Origin of the sequence: Sulfuritalea sp. (assembly GCF_031426875.1) — a bacterium.
Lineage (GTDB): Bacteria > Pseudomonadota > Gammaproteobacteria > Burkholderiales > Rhodocyclaceae > Sulfuritalea.
Genome location: NZ_JASJPC010000031.1, coordinates 47,291 through 63,862, shown reverse-complemented (window position 1 = coordinate 63,862; position 16,572 = coordinate 47,291). Strand labels below are relative to the sequence as shown.

19 protein-coding genes are annotated in these 16,572 nt (G+C 63.7%); 2 read left to right on the top strand and 17 right to left on the bottom strand.

The genetic code is table 11. The features are described 5' to 3' along the window. Positions 1-8: 8 nt before the first annotated feature. From RMO95_RS23130 to RMO95_RS14590, 6 genes are all read right to left on the bottom strand, one after another. Entirely contained in the window at positions 9-170 is a 162-nt protein-coding gene (locus tag RMO95_RS23130; protein WP_409574965.1) for a hypothetical protein, read from the bottom strand. 205 nt (positions 171-375) lie between these two features. Continuing rightward, on the bottom strand, positions 376-1,812 hold the full coding sequence (locus RMO95_RS14610; RefSeq protein ID WP_310451376.1) for a reverse transcriptase domain-containing protein: 1,437 nt from the start codon (positions 1,810-1,812) through the stop codon (positions 376-378). Then, positions 1,809-2,396: a type I restriction endonuclease gene (locus RMO95_RS14605; protein WP_310451375.1), complete on the bottom strand. Its 588-nt coding sequence runs from the start codon at positions 2,394-2,396 to the stop codon at positions 1,809-1,811. The genes RMO95_RS14610 and RMO95_RS14605 overlap by 4 nt, the downstream gene beginning before the upstream one ends. Positions 2,397-2,501: 105 nt before the next feature. Beyond that, on the bottom strand, positions 2,502-3,908 hold the full coding sequence (gene ccoG, locus RMO95_RS14600) for a cytochrome c oxidase accessory protein CcoG (RefSeq protein WP_310451374.1): 1,407 nt from the start codon (positions 3,906-3,908) through the stop codon (positions 2,502-2,504). Positions 3,909-4,188: 280 nt separating this feature from the next. Next, the gene (locus RMO95_RS14595; RefSeq protein ID WP_310451373.1) at positions 4,189-5,394 is read right to left on the bottom strand and encodes an ammonium transporter; all 1,206 of its coding nucleotides are present in this window, start codon (positions 5,392-5,394) and stop codon (positions 4,189-4,191) included. Positions 5,395-5,590: 196 nt separating this feature from the next. After that, entirely contained in the window at positions 5,591-6,817 is a 1,227-nt protein-coding gene (locus RMO95_RS14590; protein ID WP_310451372.1) for a murein transglycosylase A, read from the bottom strand. A gap of 46 nt (positions 6,818-6,863) precedes the next feature. On the opposite strand from RMO95_RS14590, the gene RMO95_RS14585 reads away from it, so the two are divergent. Both RMO95_RS14585 and RMO95_RS14580 read left to right on the top strand, forming a co-directional pair. Continuing rightward, positions 6,864-7,778, top strand: coding sequence for an ATP-binding protein (locus RMO95_RS14585; RefSeq protein ID WP_310451377.1), 915 nt, complete (start codon positions 6,864-6,866; stop codon positions 7,776-7,778). 62 nt (positions 7,779-7,840) lie between these two features. Beyond that, positions 7,841-8,848: a Nudix family hydrolase gene (locus RMO95_RS14580; protein WP_310451371.1), complete on the top strand. Its 1,008-nt coding sequence runs from the start codon at positions 7,841-7,843 to the stop codon at positions 8,846-8,848. Between the two features lie 97 nt (positions 8,849-8,945). On the opposite strand, the gene RMO95_RS14575 is transcribed toward RMO95_RS14580, so the two are convergent. From RMO95_RS14575 to RMO95_RS14525, 11 genes are all read right to left on the bottom strand, one after another. Next, positions 8,946-9,143, bottom strand: a complete 198-nt coding sequence (locus RMO95_RS14575) for a DNA gyrase inhibitor YacG (protein ID WP_310451370.1) — start codon at positions 9,141-9,143, stop codon at positions 8,946-8,948. 384 nt (positions 9,144-9,527) lie between these two features. Next, complete coding sequence (locus tag RMO95_RS14570; RefSeq protein ID WP_310451369.1) at positions 9,528-9,872, bottom strand: transposase; 345 nt, start codon at positions 9,870-9,872, stop codon at positions 9,528-9,530. A gap of 523 nt (positions 9,873-10,395) precedes the next feature. Next, positions 10,396-10,809 (bottom strand): hypothetical protein, encoded by a 414-nt coding sequence (locus tag RMO95_RS14565; RefSeq protein WP_310451368.1) that lies wholly within the window; start codon positions 10,807-10,809, stop codon positions 10,396-10,398. Next, positions 10,799-13,675: a DUF927 domain-containing protein gene (locus tag RMO95_RS14560; protein ID WP_310451367.1), complete on the bottom strand. Its 2,877-nt coding sequence runs from the start codon at positions 13,673-13,675 to the stop codon at positions 10,799-10,801. The genes RMO95_RS14565 and RMO95_RS14560 overlap by 11 nt, the downstream gene beginning before the upstream one ends. After that, entirely contained in the window at positions 13,662-14,015 is a 354-nt protein-coding gene (locus RMO95_RS14555) for a hypothetical protein (RefSeq protein WP_310451366.1), read from the bottom strand. The genes RMO95_RS14560 and RMO95_RS14555 overlap by 14 nt, the downstream gene beginning before the upstream one ends. Then, positions 14,012-14,296, bottom strand: a complete 285-nt coding sequence (locus tag RMO95_RS14550) for a hypothetical protein (RefSeq protein WP_310451365.1) — start codon at positions 14,294-14,296, stop codon at positions 14,012-14,014. The genes RMO95_RS14555 and RMO95_RS14550 overlap by 4 nt, the downstream gene beginning before the upstream one ends. Next, a complete protein-coding gene (locus RMO95_RS14545; RefSeq protein ID WP_310451364.1) occupies positions 14,289-14,543 on the bottom strand; it encodes a hypothetical protein in 255 nt (84 codons plus the stop codon). The genes RMO95_RS14550 and RMO95_RS14545 overlap by 8 nt, the downstream gene beginning before the upstream one ends. Positions 14,544-14,639: 96 nt before the next feature. Beyond that, positions 14,640-15,281 (bottom strand): hypothetical protein, encoded by a 642-nt coding sequence (locus RMO95_RS14540; protein ID WP_310451363.1) that lies wholly within the window; start codon positions 15,279-15,281, stop codon positions 14,640-14,642. A gap of 125 nt (positions 15,282-15,406) precedes the next feature. After that, entirely contained in the window at positions 15,407-15,712 is a 306-nt protein-coding gene (locus RMO95_RS14535; protein ID WP_310451362.1) for a HigA family addiction module antitoxin, read from the bottom strand. 11 nt (positions 15,713-15,723) lie between these two features. Next, positions 15,724-15,993 (bottom strand): type II toxin-antitoxin system RelE/ParE family toxin, encoded by a 270-nt coding sequence (locus tag RMO95_RS14530; RefSeq protein WP_310451361.1) that lies wholly within the window; start codon positions 15,991-15,993, stop codon positions 15,724-15,726. Continuing rightward, a complete protein-coding gene (locus tag RMO95_RS14525) occupies positions 15,990-16,331 on the bottom strand; it encodes a hypothetical protein (RefSeq protein ID WP_310451360.1) in 342 nt (113 codons plus the stop codon). Before RMO95_RS14525 ends, RMO95_RS14530 begins: the two co-directional genes overlap by 4 nt. Positions 16,332-16,572 lie beyond the last annotated feature (241 nt).

Sequence of the window (16,572 nt, the reverse complement as noted above, 5' to 3'; positions counted from 1 at the left end):
CAGTATCATCAACAACCAATTGAATCTGTTCGCGATTTAGCCGGACAGCAGTGACTGAATGTCGCAAACCAGTCCCGCCGTTTCAGTCGGCGAGCAGCATTGAATCGAGCACCTTCGGTACGCCAAGCTGCAGTACGTAGCTCTTCCAGAAAGTTGGTGATGCTTGTCATGATCGTAGATGCAGGCGATGTCTGTTTAGATCGTCATATCCTCTTCCCAAGCAGCCACGTTACCCGTGCCCTTGAGAAGGTATCGACACATTTCGCGCCGACCCTAGCTTTCGCAAGGTATGGAGCACTTCCGCTCTCAATGCCGAGGGCCTTGAGAGGTACCGCAACTGCGGTAGGCATCGCCCGCGCCCACATGATAGCTTCATCAGCCATAAAGAACACCCTCGTCAGCATGCATTTCTGAGAGAACGCGGCGCAGGTACGCATCGTAACGATCATTGATTTGCTCGTCAGTCAGATGCTCTTCTGGACCTACGCGGCCACGCACTTCAAGCAATTCCAACTTCTCCGCCCGCGTGGTGATTACGTCGTAGTTGCGAATATACCCGCCACTTGGATTGAATTTTATTTCGTAGTAGGCGCGACTAAGTTTGCGCAATCCTATTGGTGACTTGTGCCCGAAGTCGGCCAAGCGGTCAAACATAACTGCTATAGCTCGATCAAGCCGGTGCAATAGTGATAGGTCTGTAATCTGATTGAAGTACGCAATCCAACCGTAGCGCTTCTTCTCACTTATCGCTCCGGTAATCCGTTCGTTTAACTCCAGCAGGAATATCTCAGCCAGGCGATCCTCTGTGAGGTACTTTCTACGGTCTAGCCGTCGAGTCTTGTTGTGCGTGTAGTCACTGAACTTCGCTGCAACTGACTGGAGAAAGCGCTCGATCGTTGACTCGCGAACCGTGATAACTGGCCAACGAAAAATGTATCCGAGGTAGCCAAACGAATCTGATAAAGGACCAATGTGGCTCTTGCCAGAGCTTAAAGGGTGCAACGACAATCCTCGCCGCGAGGATCGCGCACGCAAGGAACGATATGCGCTGTGCACCGCTTCACTGCTGCCATACATCAACACGTCGTCCACGTACCGAAAATAGGTAATCTCCATAGACTGCATGGCATCGTCCACTTCCTGCATATAGATCGCCGCCAGGATGTTGGAGATTGACAATCCCTGAGGCACACCCTTCTTCGGACGAAAATCGTTGTGGTATTTTTTTCGAGTGTTTTTGGGGACAGTTGGAGTAATAAGCGCTCGCTCGACAAGACGCAACGCTTCGCTGCACTTGATTCTGCGTCCCAATACTTTTAGTAGTCGATCCTGCTGGATAGAGTCGTAGAAAGTCTTTATGTCTGTCCCGCAAACCCATGTATCTGTGGGCGACCTCAATTTCAGATCCATGGCAATGGCTCTCACATAGGTGCTCGCAACGTTCTTTGGAACACGATCCGGAAAAATCGCAGCTAGAAATCGATTGAGTTGATGCAACACTACACGATCGCGTACCGTTGGTATGCCTATCAACCGCGGTGCCTTGTTGCGACCCTTCGTCTTGAGATTCTCAAGGTACGGAGCGAACCGATACTGACTGCTCGCACACTTAGCGGACGCTACGGCAAACTCTTGGTTCGCCCTCCGTGAGAATTGAAAGCCGTTGAGGCGATCCGTGCCCTTCCCGGTTGTTGTCGCGAAGTCAGACACAAATGTTTCTGTGAGAGCCCCGGCAGAGAACAGCGCAGCGAACAATGCCGAATCATCGATTAGTCCAACCGAAAAGAGGAATTCCGGATTGCCCGCAGTCATGTGATCGCACCATTGGCTTGGAGGTTCTTCACGGCCGTGACCTGCGCCGGCCAGAGGCCGTCTTCGATCAGCACCGGCATTTGCCGCATGCGGGCGAGGAAAGTTGGCGCTGGCTCATTGGCGTAACTGCCGGCGATATTCGATCCTGTGGCGCTTTCCCGGATGTAGCGTAGCCATTCGCCCAGCATCTCCGGAGTGTGGAAGGCGAATACGGGCCGCGCGCGCGGCTCGGGATCGAGGCCGTTGGTGAAGTGGGTTTCGATGCCCGTCGATTCGTAGAGGAAGGGCAGCGGCCGGCGCCAGGCCGGCAGCGCGGCGGGCAGGCCTTGCGCGTAGCGGCCAGACTGGAATTCGACGCCGCTTAGCGTGGCGCCCTGCTTCTTGGCCTCGATCACGCCGGCGGCCTTGCCGTCGACGTAGAGCAGGTAGTCGGCAAAGCCGAAGCCGGATTCGAGCGGAAACTCGCGCAGGGCGACGCCGCGCGCGGCGTGGATGTTGGCCTCGGCCAGGTCGCACACGCGCCAGCCGGCGGCCCTCAGCAGGCGGTCGATTTCCTCCCGTGCTTGTTGTTCCGGCTGTGCCATGCGCCCCGATGCCGTTTGACTATGGGGTGAATCATCGCACAGATCGGCCGCATTGCCGCGGCTGGGGCATCCAGGGAAGCCCAGCCGCCGTGCCGCCAACGCCAACTATGGCACGAAGAATTTCGTCGCTTCGGTTCTCGAAACGCCGGGGTCGGCGGCATCCGTTACGGTCAGGCGGATTTGGTGCGTGCCCATGCGCACCGCGCCCGGATCGACCCTGAGGATCAGCGTCGCGTCGCCGGTCGCGGCGGGGCCGACGCTGATCTGCGCGGGCTGCGCAAAACTCAGCGTGGGCAGGCCGTCGGCGCGCACCGTGTAGCTGTGCGCCTGCTCGCTGGCGTTGATCACGCGCAAGCGGAACACGTTTTCTATGCTGCCGTCGGCCGCCTCGCGCGACAGCGTGGTCCGGTCGCGGATGATGTCGACCTTGAGCGGCGGCCGCGTCAGCAGCGACCAGGCCGTCGCCGAGGTGGCGGTGACGAAGATCAGCAAATAGGTCAGCACGCGCGGGCGCAGTGCGCGGCGGATGATGTCGCGGCGCGGCAGGCGCTCTTGCACCGCGTTCTCGGTCGCGTAGCGGATCAGGCCGCGCGGGTAGTTCATCTTGTCCATCACCTGGTCGCAGGCGTCGATGCAGGCCGCGCAGCCTATGCATTCGAGCTGGAGGCCGTTGCGGATGTCGATGCCGGTCGGGCAGACCTGCACGCAGATGCTGCAGTCGATGCAGTCGCCGAGGCCGGCAGCCTTGGCGTCGACCTCCTTGGCGCGGCTGCCGCGCGGCTCGCCGCGCTCCTTGTCGTAGGCGATCAGCAGGGTGTCGCGGTCGAACATGACGAACTGGAACTGGGCGTAGGGGCAGATGTAGATGCACATCTGTTCGCGCAGGAAGCCGGCATTGCCGTAGGTCGCGAAGCCGTAGAACAGCACCCAGAAACTTTCCCAGGGGCCCAGCGAAAGCGTGGCGAGGTCCTGCGTCAGTTCGCGGATAGGCGTGAAATAGCCGACGAAGCTGATGCCGGTCCACAGCCCGACCAGCAGCCAGAGCGCATGCTTGGTGGCCTTGATGCGCAGCTTGCGCGGCGACCAGGCTGCGGCATCGAATTTCATGCGCCGCGGCCGGTCGCCTTCGACGAGTTTCTCGATCCACAGGAACAATTCCGTATAGACCGTCTGCGGGCAACTGTAGCCGCACCAGAGGCGTCCGGCGACGGTGGTGAACAGGAACAGCGCGAGCGCGCAGAGGATCAGCAGCAGCGCCAGGTAGATGGCGTCCTGCGGCCACAGCACGAGGTCGAACAGATAGGCGCGGCGCGCTTCCAGATCGAACAGGATCGCTTGCCGGCCGTTCCACGGCAGCCAGCACAGGCCATAGAAAACCAGTTGCGTGAGCCAGACGAAACCCCAGCGCCAGCGCTGGAACACGCCCTGTATCGAGCGCGGGTAGACCTTGGCGTCCGGGTCGATGACCGGCTTGATTTCGATGACGCGCCGGGCGGGTCGGGGCAGGGACATGATCGGGCGGGATGTACGGTGGCGCACCTGAGGTGCCGAGCGGGCTGCTGCCGGTCGGGGCGCGTTGTTGAAGGCGAATTTATAAGCTATGCGGAAAATGCATGTTATGCGATCGCCCGGCTAAAAGCAACATAAAAAATATATGTTTAAAGCGAAACGCGGCGGCGCGGTGGAAGATATTCCGTTTCGGGTGTCGCACCAGGCGTCAGGCGAATGCCCAAAAAACAAGCCCGGCAGGGCCGGGCTTGGTTCGTTTCAAGATGTCTGCGATACGCCAAAACTACCAGAGCGTCTCCCGTTCCGCGCTGGACGAAATCTTGTGCACGGTCAGGTCGGCGCCGTTGAATTCCTCCTCGGCATCGAGGCGTATGCCGACGATCTTCTTCAGCGTGCCATAGACGATGAAGCCGCCGCTGAAGGCGATGGCCACGCCGAGACCGGTGCCGACCAGTTGCGACATGAAACTGACGCCGCCCAATCCGCCCAGGGCCTTGGCGCCGAAGATGCCGGCGGCGATGCCGCCCAGGGCGCCGCACAGGCCGTGCAGCGGCCAGACGCCGAGCACGTCGTCGATCTTCCAGCGGTTCTGCGTCAGGGTGAACATCCAGACGAAGAGGCCGCCGGCCATGGCGCCGGTGACCAGCGCACCGAGCGGATGCATCAGGTCGGAACCGGCGCAGATCGCCACCAGGCCGGCCAGCGGGCCGTTATGCACGAAGCCGGGGTCGTTCTTGCCGGCGATCGTCGCGGCGAGCGTGCCGCCGACCATGGCCATCAGCGAGTTCATCGCCACCAGGCCGGAAACCTTGTCGAGCGTTTGCGCGCTCATGACGTTGAAGCCAAACCAGCCGACGGTCAGGATCCAGGCACCGAGGGCAAGGAAGGGAATGCTCGAAGGCGGGTGCGCGCCGGCGATGCGGCCGTCCTTGTGATAGCGGCCGGTGCGGGCGCCGAGCAGCAGCACGGCGGCGAGCCCGATCCAGCCGCCGACCGCATGCACCACCACCGAGCCGGCGAAGTCGTGGAACTCCGCGCCGAAGCTGGCCTTGAGCCAGGCCTGGATGCCGTAGGCCTGATTCCAGGCGATGCCCTCGAAGAAGGGATAGACGAAGCCGACCAGCAGGAAGGTGGCCGCCAGTTGCGGGTTGAAGCGGGCGCGTTCGGCGATGCCGCCGGAGACGATCGCCGGGATCGCCGCGGCGAAGGTCAGCAGGAAGAAGAACTTGGTCAGTTCGAAGCCGCTCTTCTGCGCCAGCGTCTCGGCGCCGGCGAAGAAATTGACGCCGTAGGCGATGCTGTAGCCGATGAAGAAGTAGGCCAGGGTCGATACGGAAAAATCGACCAGGATCTTCACCAGCGCATTGATCTGGTTCTTCCTGCGCACCGTGCCCAGTTCCAGAAAGGCAAAACCGGCATGCATGGCCAGGATCATGATGGCGCCGAGCAGTATGAACAGCACGTCGGCGGATGTTTTCAAATTCTCCATTGTGGGGCTCCAAAAGGTCGAAAGCACGAATTAGAAGCATGAAAGCAATGAGCATTCCCGGCAGCGAATTGCTGATGAATCATAGCGTTGGACAATTCGTGCGGCGGAGAGCGCACCATTGCGGTGCTGATGACCAAGCTTCTGCACCGCAATGGTGAGAGTTGGCGCTGGCGCGACGGCAAATATCGGTCGGCGTCTATTTTGGTGCGTTGTTGGCGCTGTCCGCGGGCTGATAGGCACGCGGCATCAGCACCCACATGCGTCCCTGCTGGCGCATTTTCCCGGCCTGGCTGCCGGCCTCCACGCCGCTGCCCCAAAAGAAATCCGCCCGTACCACGCCGCGTATGGCGCCGCCGGTATCCTGCCCCAGCATCAGGCGGTTGAGCGCTCGCTCGCTATATGGCATCGTGGTGGCGAGCCATATCGGCGCGCCCAGCGGCACATGGCGCGGATCGACGGCGAGCGAGCGTTCCGGCGTCAGAGCCAGGCCCATCGCGCCCTGCGGCCCGCTGCCTTCGACTGGCAGTTCGCGGAAGAACACCAGGCTCGGGTTGGCATTGAGCAGTTCCGCCAGGCGCGCGGGGTTGGTCCTGGCCCAGGCCTTGATGCCCTGCATCGAGGCCTGTTCGGGTTTCAGCTCACCACGGTCGATCAGCCAGCGCCCGATCGACCGGTAGGGATGGCCGTTCTGGTCGGCGTAGTTCAGGCGCACGCGGCTGCCGTCGCTGAGCTGCACCTGGCCCGAGCCCTGGATCTGCATGAAGAACAAGTCGATCGGGTCGTCTATCCACAGCAGCGCCTCGGGTGAGCGCTTGCTCTCCTGCGGTGTCCATTCGCTGCGCGAGTAGTAGGGAATCAGCTTGCGCCCTTCGAGGCGTCCGCGCAGGCGCAGGTGCTTGAGCTCGGGGTAGAGCTGCGCCAGCTCGACGACGATCATGTCCTCGGGCGGGCCGAATACCGGATGCGCGTAGCCGCGCGCTTGCCGGCGGCTGCCCTTGAGGATGGGTTCGTAATAACCGGTGATCAGGCCATTGCGCGTGCCATCCGGGTTGACCAGCGCCCAGGGGCGGAATTGCGCCTCGAACCAGGCGCGCAGGGCCGGCGCGGATTTGTCCTCCAGTTCCCGCGCCGAACTGCAGACCGGCTTCCATTGCTCCTGGCGTTCCAGGCTGCGGCAACTGGCGACCAGGGCGGCGAAGGCGGCGCCGGGGTCGTCTTCGACCCAGCCCGGCAGATCGTTCCAGTCAGCCGGCTGCAGCGGTTTTTCGGCGGGCTTGGGCGGTTCCACGACCGGGCACACCGGGCAGGCCGGACAGGCTTGCGGCGCCGGACAGGCTTCGGCGCGCGGCTCGGGTTTGACCGGGCTTGGCGCACAGCCGGTGACGGCCAGCAGGACGATCAGGGCGGCAAAGAATCGAAACATGAATCTGCTAAAGTGCCATGCTTTCACGAGCCCGCAAGCTTACCCGATGTCCGACCTGACCCGCGTTGTCACTCCCCTGATCGAACGCCTCGACGCGCTGTTCGATCGCATCGAGGCGATCCTGCCGCCGCCCCTGCCGGCCACCGACTGGTCGGCCAGCGCCTACCGCTGGCGCACCCGCGCCGGCCGCGGCTGGCTCGAGGCGGTCCAGCATCCGCACCGCATCCGCTTCGAGGACCTGCAGGGCGTCGAGGACCAGAAGCTGCGCATCGCGCAGAACACCAAACAGTTCGTCGCCAGGCGCAGCGCCAACAACGTGCTGCTGACCGGCGCGCGCGGCACCGGCAAGAGCTCGCTGGTCAAGGCCGTGCTGAACCAGTTCGCCGCCAAGGGACTGCGCCTGATCGAAGTCGACAAGGACGACTTGGTGCACCTGCCGGAGATCGTCGACCTGATCGCCGGGCGCCGCGAGCGCTTCATCATTTTCTGCGACGACCTCTCCTTCGAATCCGGCGAGCCCGGCTACAAGGCGATGAAGAGCATTCTCGACGGCTCGATCACCGGTATGCCCGACAACCTGCTGGTCTATGCCACGTCGAATCGCCGCCACCTGATGCCGGAAAAGATGTCGGAGAACCTCGAAACCAAGTACAACGCCGACGGCGACATCCATCCCGGCGAGACCACCGAGGAGAAGGTCTCGCTGTCCGAGCGCTTCGGCCTCTGGCTGTCCTTCTATCCCTTCGGCCAGGATCATTACCTGGAGATCTGCGCCCACTGGCTGGCCGAATTCGGCATGGCACCCGAGCAGATCGAAGCCGCGCGCGGCGAGGCGCTGCAATGGACGCTGATGCGCGGCTCGCGCAGCGGCCGCGTCGCCTGGCAGTTCGCCCGCGACTATGCCGGGCGTCACGCCAGGAAAAGACCTACCCCCCAGCCCCCTTCCGCGGGAAGGGGGTGACGGTTGTTCGCTGCGCTCCCCAATGTTGAAGGTCGCGCCTTGGGGCGGCCCGGCGACGCGACGTGAAGCTGACTGAAGTCGCCGCCGCCGTCATCGAACGGCAGGCGGCCGATGGCGGAATCGAATTCCTGCTCGGCCAGCGCTCCCCCGGCACTTTCTACCCCGGTTACTGGGAATTCCCCGGCGGCAAGGTCGAGCCGGGCGAAACGCCGCATCAGGCCCTGCTGCGCGAACTCGCCGAGGAACTCGGCATCGCGGTGCTGCGCGCCGACCCCTGGCTGCGCCGCGAGCATGTCTATGAACACGCCCATGTGCGGCTGAATTTTTTTCGCGTGCGCGAATGGCGCGGCGAGCTGCACGACCATGTGCATAGCGCACTGTCCTGGCAGCGCGCCGACGGCCTGAGCGTTTCACCGATGCTGCCGGCCAACGCGCCGGTGCTGGCCGCCTTGGCCCTGCCCGATTTCTACGCCATCAGCCATGCCGGCGAGATCGGCATCGACGCCCAGTTGCTGGCACTGGCGCAGGCGCTGGAGGCGGGCCTCAAGCTGGTGCAATTGCGCGAACCCCGGCTCGACGCGGGGCGCCGCGCGGCCTTCGTCCATGCCGCAGTCGACCTCTGCCATCAATACGGCGCGCGGGTGCTGGTCAATGACGACGCGGGCCTGGCCGCGGCGGCCGGGGCCGACGGCCTGCACCTGCCGGCCGCGCAACTGGCGGCGCGCACCTTGCGCCCCGACTTTGCGCTGGTCGCGGCGTCCTGCCATACCGCCGCCGAACTCGACCGGGCGGCGCAGCTGGGCTGCGACTTTGCGGTGTTCGGTCCGGTGCGGGCCACGGCCAGCCATCCCGGCGTCGCCGGCATCGGCTGGGAGAAGTTTTCCGCCGCGCTCGGCGTGCCGCCATTGCCAACTTTTGCCCTGGGCGGCTTGGCGCGTGCCGATATGGATATGGCACGGCGCGCCGGCGCCCACGGCATCGCGGCGATACGCGCCGCTTGGGAAGGCGGAGCAGCGTCCCAAAGTAGCGCGTGGGGCAAACCGCAGGACGGATCGCAGGGCGGACTGTAGGGCGGACTGTAGGGCGGACTTGTAGGGCGGACTTCAGTCCGCCATCCACCCCTGGCCGGCTGAAGCCGGCCCTACAACGGCCCCGCAGGAGTTCGATCTACTCGGACGGGTCTTCGGGGTGCGGCTCTTCGGTCGCCTCGATGCGGTAGCTATCCGAGGCCCAGGCGCCGAGGTCGGCGCCCTTGCAGCGCGCCGAGCAGAATGGCCGATAGCGGTTCTCGGCCACCCATTCGACCGGCTTGCCGCAGCGGGGGCAGTTGACGGCGCGGGGCGATGCAGGTCTTACAGGTTGCACAGCGTAATCCTAAGAATCGGCGGAAAGCCTTGCGGCGCTTGGGGTTGCATGTCTCTATCCTTGTTCTAGCTACGTGCCTAGCTACGTCAAATAGGGCCGCTGGGCTTGATACCCACCCCCTATCGAATTACGCGGCGCTGCGCACGGGGATAACCAGCCGGTCTAGTGTCTTGGGGATGCAGAGATTTTTACCCCCCCTCCCCTTGAAACCTCCGCGCACAAAAATTTGATTACCTGCACGGTCCTGATACTTGAAGCCCTAGAGATTTTATACCCCCTCCCCCTCCCGTATTTCACAACCCCCCTTGTAGAGATTTTGAAACTAGCGCGCGGCCGGGGTTCGCATTACCCGTGCGACGGAAGCCCAGGAAGGACCCGCAAGTATCAGGGGCGGACCGCGGATAGCCCGGCCTCCGCAACCTCGCCGGGGCGCAGCTTCCAACCTTGGCACGCCAGGGCGGCCGATGCGTCGGCGGCGATCTGCGCCGCCAGCCCGCGCCGGGTCAGCAGTCGGCGGAAGTTCAGCAGGGTTGATTCATCGGGCGCGGTCTTGTCCCAGGTCAGGGGCAGCCCCATGAAATGCCGCACCGCTACGGAATCGGTCGCCACTTCCTGCGCCGCCAGGTCGGACAGGTTGAACCATTGTTGCAGCAGGTACAGGCGCAGCAGCGCTGGCAGCGGATAGGGCGGCCGGCCTTTGCCGCGCTTTGGGTAGTGCGGTTCGATCATGTCCACCCATGCTTGCCAGGGGAAAAGCCGATCCGCCTCGGCAAGAAATTGGGCGCGCCTGGTTCGCAGGGCGCGGGCCGGGATGCCTCGATAATCGTCCGCGTCGGGTGTTTGTTCTGTCTGCATGGTGCGCCCCTGATTAAGCCGGTCGGTATTGCCTTGCTTTGGCGGGTTGCCTATGTGCAACCGTCACGGCCTGGACGTATTGCGCGCTCGCAATGACCCCCAAGCTTGAAAGCCCAGGGAGGACCCGCAACACCGCAACGGTGTTGCCTGTTTTCCTGCTGCATGACAGGCGCAACGCAACGGTATGGCACGCGCAAAACAATCCACTCCGCGCCCCCTCCGCGCGCCGGTTTTCGCAAGGCGAATCATCTTGACCCCCTAGAATTTGACCGGGACAACCGGGACAACCGGGACAAATCGCCGAAAGCATTGCAGCGCAAGGTTTCCCGTCTTTCGATTATGCCAAATGAACCGGGACACAACCGGGACAAGCCGGGACACTCGTTCGCGGGACGTGTCACAGCGTCGCATCTTTCCCGCGTTCGCCCTCAAAAGTCGGCGCTGGCGACGCGGCGGCCGGGGTTGCCGGGTTGCCGTAAATCGTTCCCCATCTGTCCCAGGCGGTGCGCTGGTCGGGATCATCCGGCAGCGGTCTGAATCCTTCGCAGCGCCGCAATAGTTCGCGGATCGGGGTATAGCTGCGGCTCGCTACGATCTCGCCACGGTGCGCCGCCAGGCATAGCCCGCGCTCGTTCAGGTTGCCGCAGTCGGTGCAGCGTCGCCGGTTGTCGCCGTCCCGCCAGGGCGGGGTGATGCCGCCGCTTGATGCGTCGGCGGTCGGGGGCGCGGGCACCTGTTCCGGCCGGGGTGCGCCGGTCGCTTGGGTCGCTGGCGGTGCAGCAGGTAGCAGCGCGTCCCAATCAATCATCATCGCCACTCAGCAGCGCCGGCAGGATATGCACCACGCGCGGTCGGCCCTCAGTCGGAATGATCGGGCGGACCAGCCAGGGGCGATCCGGTTCCGTGCCTTCCTCGGCAAATCCCCGCTTGACCAGCAAGCGCCCCACGGCCGCCGCGTCGAATCCCTTGCAGACGCGGGCGCGCCAAACCTCGTTGAAGATATAGAAGTGCACCGCATCTTCGGCGACGTCGTGCTTTCTGTACCCGCTGCGGTCGGATCGCACGGGCGCATGATCGTCTTTGTTCGGCGGCCGGTCCCATTCGGTAAAGCTCGATTCACCATAGCGCCGCAGGAATTCCCGCACTGCCGCCAGCGCCGCGCGTTCCTCCGCATTCCCTTCGCCGCCGCGCCGTGCCTTCCATGCGTCAAAACAGTTCCTTGCCGCCGTCATGCTCTCGCCGGGCTCCCATCCGGTAAGCCCCCACTTGGTAGCCAGTTCACCGGCAGCGCCGACAAGGGCGAAGCGATCCGCAACCCGCCGCGCCTGCCCGTGCGCCTCAATGGTCAGGCATGCGGCCTGGAATTTCCGCTGCGCCTCTTTCACTGTGTCCGCTACCCCGGATTGATGCTTGACCAGTTCCGCCAGGTACGCCAGAAACGGGCCGCCGTAGTTTGTCCGCGCCGCGTCCGTGAGCGCCTTGGAAAACTCCGCGCCGCCCTGGTAGCCGTGCAAGTTTTCAAAGATGCCCAGCCCCTTGCCGGCATCGGCGGGAATCTCCGCCAAACGCGCATCCTGTCCCGCCCTTGGCGATTTGCCGGCCTCGCTCATCTGCTCCAATAGCCCGATTTCGCCCGCGCTCAGGAACAGCACGCGCCAGCTTGCGCGCGCCCGTAGTCCGCCCATGCGCTGCGCGCGGCCCTTGGCCCCGCCGTTCGCCAGCATATAGACGCACTCGCCGGCCGCTCGCGCGTCGACCTGCGCGATTTCGTCTAGCAATAGCAGCGCGTCGCAATGCTGCTGCGCCGTGGTTTCCAGCGCGTTATCCGTGTTCCGCCAGGTCTGCATATAGTCCCGGCCGCCGCATACGCTGGCGGCAACCCGCAGCGCGGTTGTCTTGCCGTCGCTGCTGTTGCCGCGCAGGTGAAAGCCGCCGCCCTCGCTGCCGGTCAGGTGCAGCAGCGGCGCGGCGAATGCAACCGACACGGTGAATAGCAGGCGGGAATTTCCACGGCATCGCGCAGCAACTTCCTGTTGCCAGCCCTTGACGGTGCCGCGTGTCGTAAATGTCGTTGCCGGGCTTTCCGAATCGAATATCCATTCATCGCGCCCCGCGCCGATAGCCTCATTCGGCAGGACGAATACCGCGCCGGGCTTGCCGTCCGCCGCGCTGGTCGATTCGTGCCAGCCGGTGCGCCCGGTGATCCGCGCCCGCTTGTTGCTGCGCGCCGTTTGCAGGTATTCAATCAACATCGGGCGCGCCCGTGGTGCGATCTTCAAACCGCGATCCAACAGCAGGCCGGCAACCTCCGCGCCGTCGCCGCGAAACAACTGCATCGGAATGATGATCCGGTGCGGGTTGCGGTCAGGGTCGGCAAATTCGGTCAGCAGTCCCCAGCCCGCGTTCTGCGGATCGCGGACCATCGCCACCACGGACAAGGGCGAACATATCCAGCGTTCAGCATCATCCTTGACGTGATAAACCCCCTTGTCGGTCAGGCGGAATCCGCCGGCCGGCGCGTCGCTGCGCTTGGTGTCCGCGTTCGGTGCCTGCGTCGCCGTGTCGCCAGCGCCAACTATTGCCGGGGGCGGATCGCAGGGAATCAGCGCATCGGGCCGGCTCACAATCAGCGCCATATGCGCCGCCGTCCAACCCCGCGCCGCCAGGTCGGCGGCATCGTCGCCGGTCGCCATCGGCGGGCCTTCGATCAGGATCGCCGCGCCGTTTTCCTCGCTGGCGGTTTGTCCGAGTGCTGCCAGGTCAAACCGCTTGATCGGTCCCGCGCCGGCCGCGTGTAGCGCCGTCAGCAGATCGCGGGCGGCCTTTTCGCCGGCTTCGTCGTTGTCCGGCCATAGCCAAACCTCACGGCCGCGCAGCGCGGAAAAATCCGCCTTGCTCACGGCTTGCGCGCCGCCCTGCCAGGTCAATACCGGATGATCCGGCAACAGCAGCGCCGCAGCGTCCGCCGCCTTTTCGCCTTCGGTCAGCACCGCCGCGCGGGGCTTGCTCAGACTCGGCAAGCCGTACAGCGGGCGGGGCGCGGGCGGTGCCTTGTAGCGCCATTCCAGCCGGCCGGCCGGGGTTCGCCACAAGGAAACCGGGGAAAATTGCTTGCGCTCGCCTTCGGTCTTGGGTTCGTAGCGATCATGATAAAAGTTCACCGCGCCGTCCGCCGTGGGGTATGCCCAGCGCCGGGACGGTTTGCCGTGCCGTGAATGCGTTGCAGGCGGGGCCGGGGCGTCGGCGGGTATCGGCATCATGCAAACGTCTGCACTGTCCGCCGCCGCTGCGCCGCCGCGCGGCGATTCGGGCGCGGGCGATACCTTCCCCTTGCCGGCATCGGTCGGTGACCTTGCGGGGCGTTTTGCCGCGTCCGGCTTTTCGATGCCCAGGAAGTCCGCCAGCTTGTCCGCCGCCGCGCCTTGCTTGATGCCGTTCAAGTACGCGCACAGGCTCACCAAGTCGCCGCCCTTGTCGCCGGTCGCAAAGTCGGACCATGCGCCGCTATCGCGGTTGATTGTGAAACTGCCCGGCTTGGTGTCGGTGCGCTTCGGATTCAGCGGCAAAAATTCCCGGCCCTGATTCTTGCCGCCCGCCAATCCCAGCCAGTCCGCTACCTGGTCGAAACGAGACAGGGCGGCAGCGGCGACGGTGCGGATAAAGTCATTTCCGGCCATCGCCGCGCCCCTTGCCAGGCGATAGCATCGTGGCGTCCCACGTATCGCAGGCGCTGTTGCGAATCCCGTAAAGTTCGTTTTCGATACCGGCAAGCCGTTCAATCAGCATCGGCTCGCGCAGCCCGTCGAGCGCGTCATAAACGCCCTCGATACGGTTGCAGATTGCCGCGCTGGCTCGCGTCATGGTGACACTCAGCAGCAGCGCCGGCAGCAATACCGATTCCGGCGTTTCCTCGGTCGCGTGCCGCGTCGCCAGGTGCCGCGCAACCGCCAGGGCGCGGACTGTATCAGCGGCGCATTCTTTCCATTCGGGCGGCAGGGTGTTCGCTGATTCGCTCATGGCGCGCCGCCTTCCGTCGCTTGCTTGCCTTCGCGGATCGCGCTCGCCACGTCGCGCAACCCTGCGGCGATGCGCTCCGCCGCGTCGACGTGCCGTTCCGCTTGGTATTGAATCGCCGCCGCGATCTGGTATCCCGCAATGGATGCGGGCGCGCGCGCCTTGTCGGTCAGTTCGCTATCTGCTGCCTGGTTCGCTTGTTCAAGCCAGAAAGCGGCAGCAATCGCGGCATGGTCCTCGATTTCGGTCAGGTTCTCGCCTTCGCTGGAGTTGCGCTCACTCACGGCCGCCCCCTTTCGCCGCTTGCTGCGGCGTCGATTCGGCGATGCGTTCAGCTATCCAGCGGTCGACGGATTCGGCAGGTACGGCCGATGCGCGTTCGCCAAGCTTGACCAGCGGCACAAGGCGGCCGGTCTTGATTTCTCGATACGCTTGGGAAACGCTGATACCCATTCGCTTTGCAGCGGCCGGGATGCGTTCAAGCGCCGCTAGGCGGCCGGCGCTCGGTAGGTCTTGCTTTTGGTTTTCCATGATTCGCCTTTCAATGCCCCGGTGTGTCCCGGTGCGGCAAATCATGGCGGCCGATCTATGCAAATAAAATTAGTCGGCGGCTTGGAAAATCTGTTTTCAGGCGGGCGCAGATTTCTTGCGCCGGCCGCGCTTGCCTTTCACGCCATCGGGCGCAACCTCCCGCGCCCATTTTTCCAGCGTGCCGCCTTCGTAGCGACTACGCCAGGCAAACAAATCCGGGTGATAGGTAATCCCCTCCAGCCCTGTAATCGACAAGGCATTGCTTATTCCCCAAACCCGTGAGCATTCTTGCTGGTAATCCGCCTTGTCGCGTTGATCTTGTCGCAGCTTGCTCGCCTCGCTGGCTTGCTTTGCGTTCAACCAACACCACAGCGGGCAGCCTGCCGGTATGTCAAGACCGATGCGCGCAAAGTATCGGCGCGCATCATCGCGATGGATATAGCAATAAAGCTGCCCCTCTTGAGCAGGACCGGTTGGCTTGGGTTTAATGCCCCAAAGGTCAAACTCTGAAAGCGTCGCCTTAATGTCGCCACGCAGCGCGGCCAATCGAAGTTCACCGATAACCCCGCCCCGTCTCATAGGCCCCGTGTCGCGGCCCTCGCAAATCAAACAAGCGATTTCGCTTTCATTCAAAATGCTGGTCAGCTTTCCGGCGCGCGCCCAATCAAGCAAGGTTCCTTCGCCGCCATAAACCAGCGATAGGAATTTGTCTTTGAGCGATGATTCATGGCCGGCCATGATTCAGGCCTCGTCGGCTTGTTCCATCGCCGCGCGCAGGTATTCACCAGCGAAGGCGGGATCCTCCCGCAGCAGTTCGATTACCGTTTCGGCATGGGGGCGCGATGCCTTGCCCATGGGAGCGCCTATGCCGCCACCAACACGGCGCGGCGGACCTTCGGCTTTCCGGCCTTGCGCGCTTGCCACAGGTCATACGCGGCCTGCTGCGAAATCCACAGATCGGCCCGGCCGCCGTTTTCGACGCCTAGCCAGCCTTCCAGCCGCAGCGACATTTCCGGCGAAATAGCGGCCCGGCCATTCAGCACGCGGGACAGAGCGGCGCGGGTCACGCCAAGCTGCGCGGCGGCATCGGTCACGGTCAGGCCCAGCGCTGGCAATACGTCCTCCCGCAGGGTTTCGCCGGGGTGCGGTGGATTGTGGATTCGGGTCATGCTCTTTGCTCCTAGTGGTAGTCCTGATAATCGACCAATACGGCATCCGTTCCCTCAAAGGCGAAGGTCAATCGCCAGTTGCCATTTACCCAAACCGACCAATGGCCGGTTGAAAGCGGGTGCAGCTTCCAGCCGGGCACGTTCATATCCTCGGGGGCATTGGCAAGGTCAAGCCGCGTCAATTGTCGTTTCAGGCGCGGCGCATGATGGGGCTGTATTCCTGCGCGGCTGCCCGTCTCGAAAAAGGCTTGCAGCCCTTTATGGCGGAACGTCTTTATCACGGTAAGAGTGTATAGCGTCGCGTCTCGCTGTGCAAGCGCAATTCCTTTCCGTCCGTCGCGCGGGGCGAGGCGGCAGGCTTCGATTTGCGCGGCCTTTTCAGGGGTGCGGACACGGGGGAATCGGCTACCGCGTCGGCAAAGCGGGCGGCGATCTCCCGGCGCGCCTCGCTTATCAGGTATTCCACCAACTCGCAGGCGGCAACCCCGGAATCCTGTTTCGCTTCAATCAGGGTGGGGCCGGCGTTCGTAATCAGGTCGGCGCAAAAGTCGCCGGCAAGATTGACGCGCAGCAGGTCGATTACGGCCTCCGCGCGGGACAGTTTTTCAAGCGCATTCATGGGGTCCCCCTGGTCGGCGGAATGGGTGAAAAATCGGCGCTGGCGGGACGGCGCGCGGGGCGAAAAACCGGCCGGAATTCTGCCGCCGCGCCGAAAACTGCGCCGTTGTGACACGTCCCGCGAACGAGTGTCCCGGCGTGTCCCGGCTGTGTCCCGGTTCATTTGGCATAATCGAAAGCCGGAAAGCCTTGCGCTGCAACGGCCTCCGCGATTTGTCCCGGTTGTCCCGGCTGTCCCGGTC

Coding starts and splice junctions, on each gene's coding strand:
- RMO95_RS23130 (WP_409574965.1), bottom strand. CDS start 170: ATGACAAGCATCACCAACTTTCTGGAAGAGCTACGTACTGCAGCTTGG.
- RMO95_RS14610 (WP_310451376.1), bottom strand. CDS start 1,812: ATGACTGCGGGCAATCCGGAATTCCTCTTTTCGGTTGGACTAATCGAT.
- RMO95_RS14605 (WP_310451375.1), bottom strand. CDS start 2,396: ATGGCACAGCCGGAACAACAAGCACGGGAGGAAATCGACCGCCTGCTG.
- ccoG (WP_310451374.1), bottom strand. CDS start 3,908: ATGTCCCTGCCCCGACCCGCCCGGCGCGTCATCGAAATCAAGCCGGTC.
- RMO95_RS14595 (WP_310451373.1), bottom strand. CDS start 5,394: ATGGAGAATTTGAAAACATCCGCCGACGTGCTGTTCATACTGCTCGGC.
- RMO95_RS14590 (WP_310451372.1), bottom strand. CDS start 6,817: ATGTTTCGATTCTTTGCCGCCCTGATCGTCCTGCTGGCCGTCACCGGC.
- RMO95_RS14585 (WP_310451377.1), top strand. CDS start 6,864: ATGTCCGACCTGACCCGCGTTGTCACTCCCCTGATCGAACGCCTCGAC.
- RMO95_RS14570 (WP_310451369.1), bottom strand. CDS start 9,872: ATGATCGAACCGCACTACCCAAAGCGCGGCAAAGGCCGGCCGCCCTAT.
- RMO95_RS14565 (WP_310451368.1), bottom strand. CDS start 10,809: ATGATGATTGATTGGGACGCGCTGCTACCTGCTGCACCGCCAGCGACC.
- RMO95_RS14560 (WP_310451367.1), bottom strand. CDS start 13,675: ATGGCCGGAAATGACTTTATCCGCACCGTCGCCGCTGCCGCCCTGTCT.
- RMO95_RS14555 (WP_310451366.1), bottom strand. CDS start 14,015: ATGAGCGAATCAGCGAACACCCTGCCGCCCGAATGGAAAGAATGCGCC.
- RMO95_RS14545 (WP_310451364.1), bottom strand. CDS start 14,543: ATGGAAAACCAAAAGCAAGACCTACCGAGCGCCGGCCGCCTAGCGGCG.
- RMO95_RS14540 (WP_310451363.1), bottom strand. CDS start 15,281: ATGGCCGGCCATGAATCATCGCTCAAAGACAAATTCCTATCGCTGGTT.
- RMO95_RS14535 (WP_310451362.1), bottom strand. CDS start 15,712: ATGACCCGAATCCACAATCCACCGCACCCCGGCGAAACCCTGCGGGAG.
- RMO95_RS14525 (WP_310451360.1), bottom strand. CDS start 16,331: ATGAATGCGCTTGAAAAACTGTCCCGCGCGGAGGCCGTAATCGACCTG.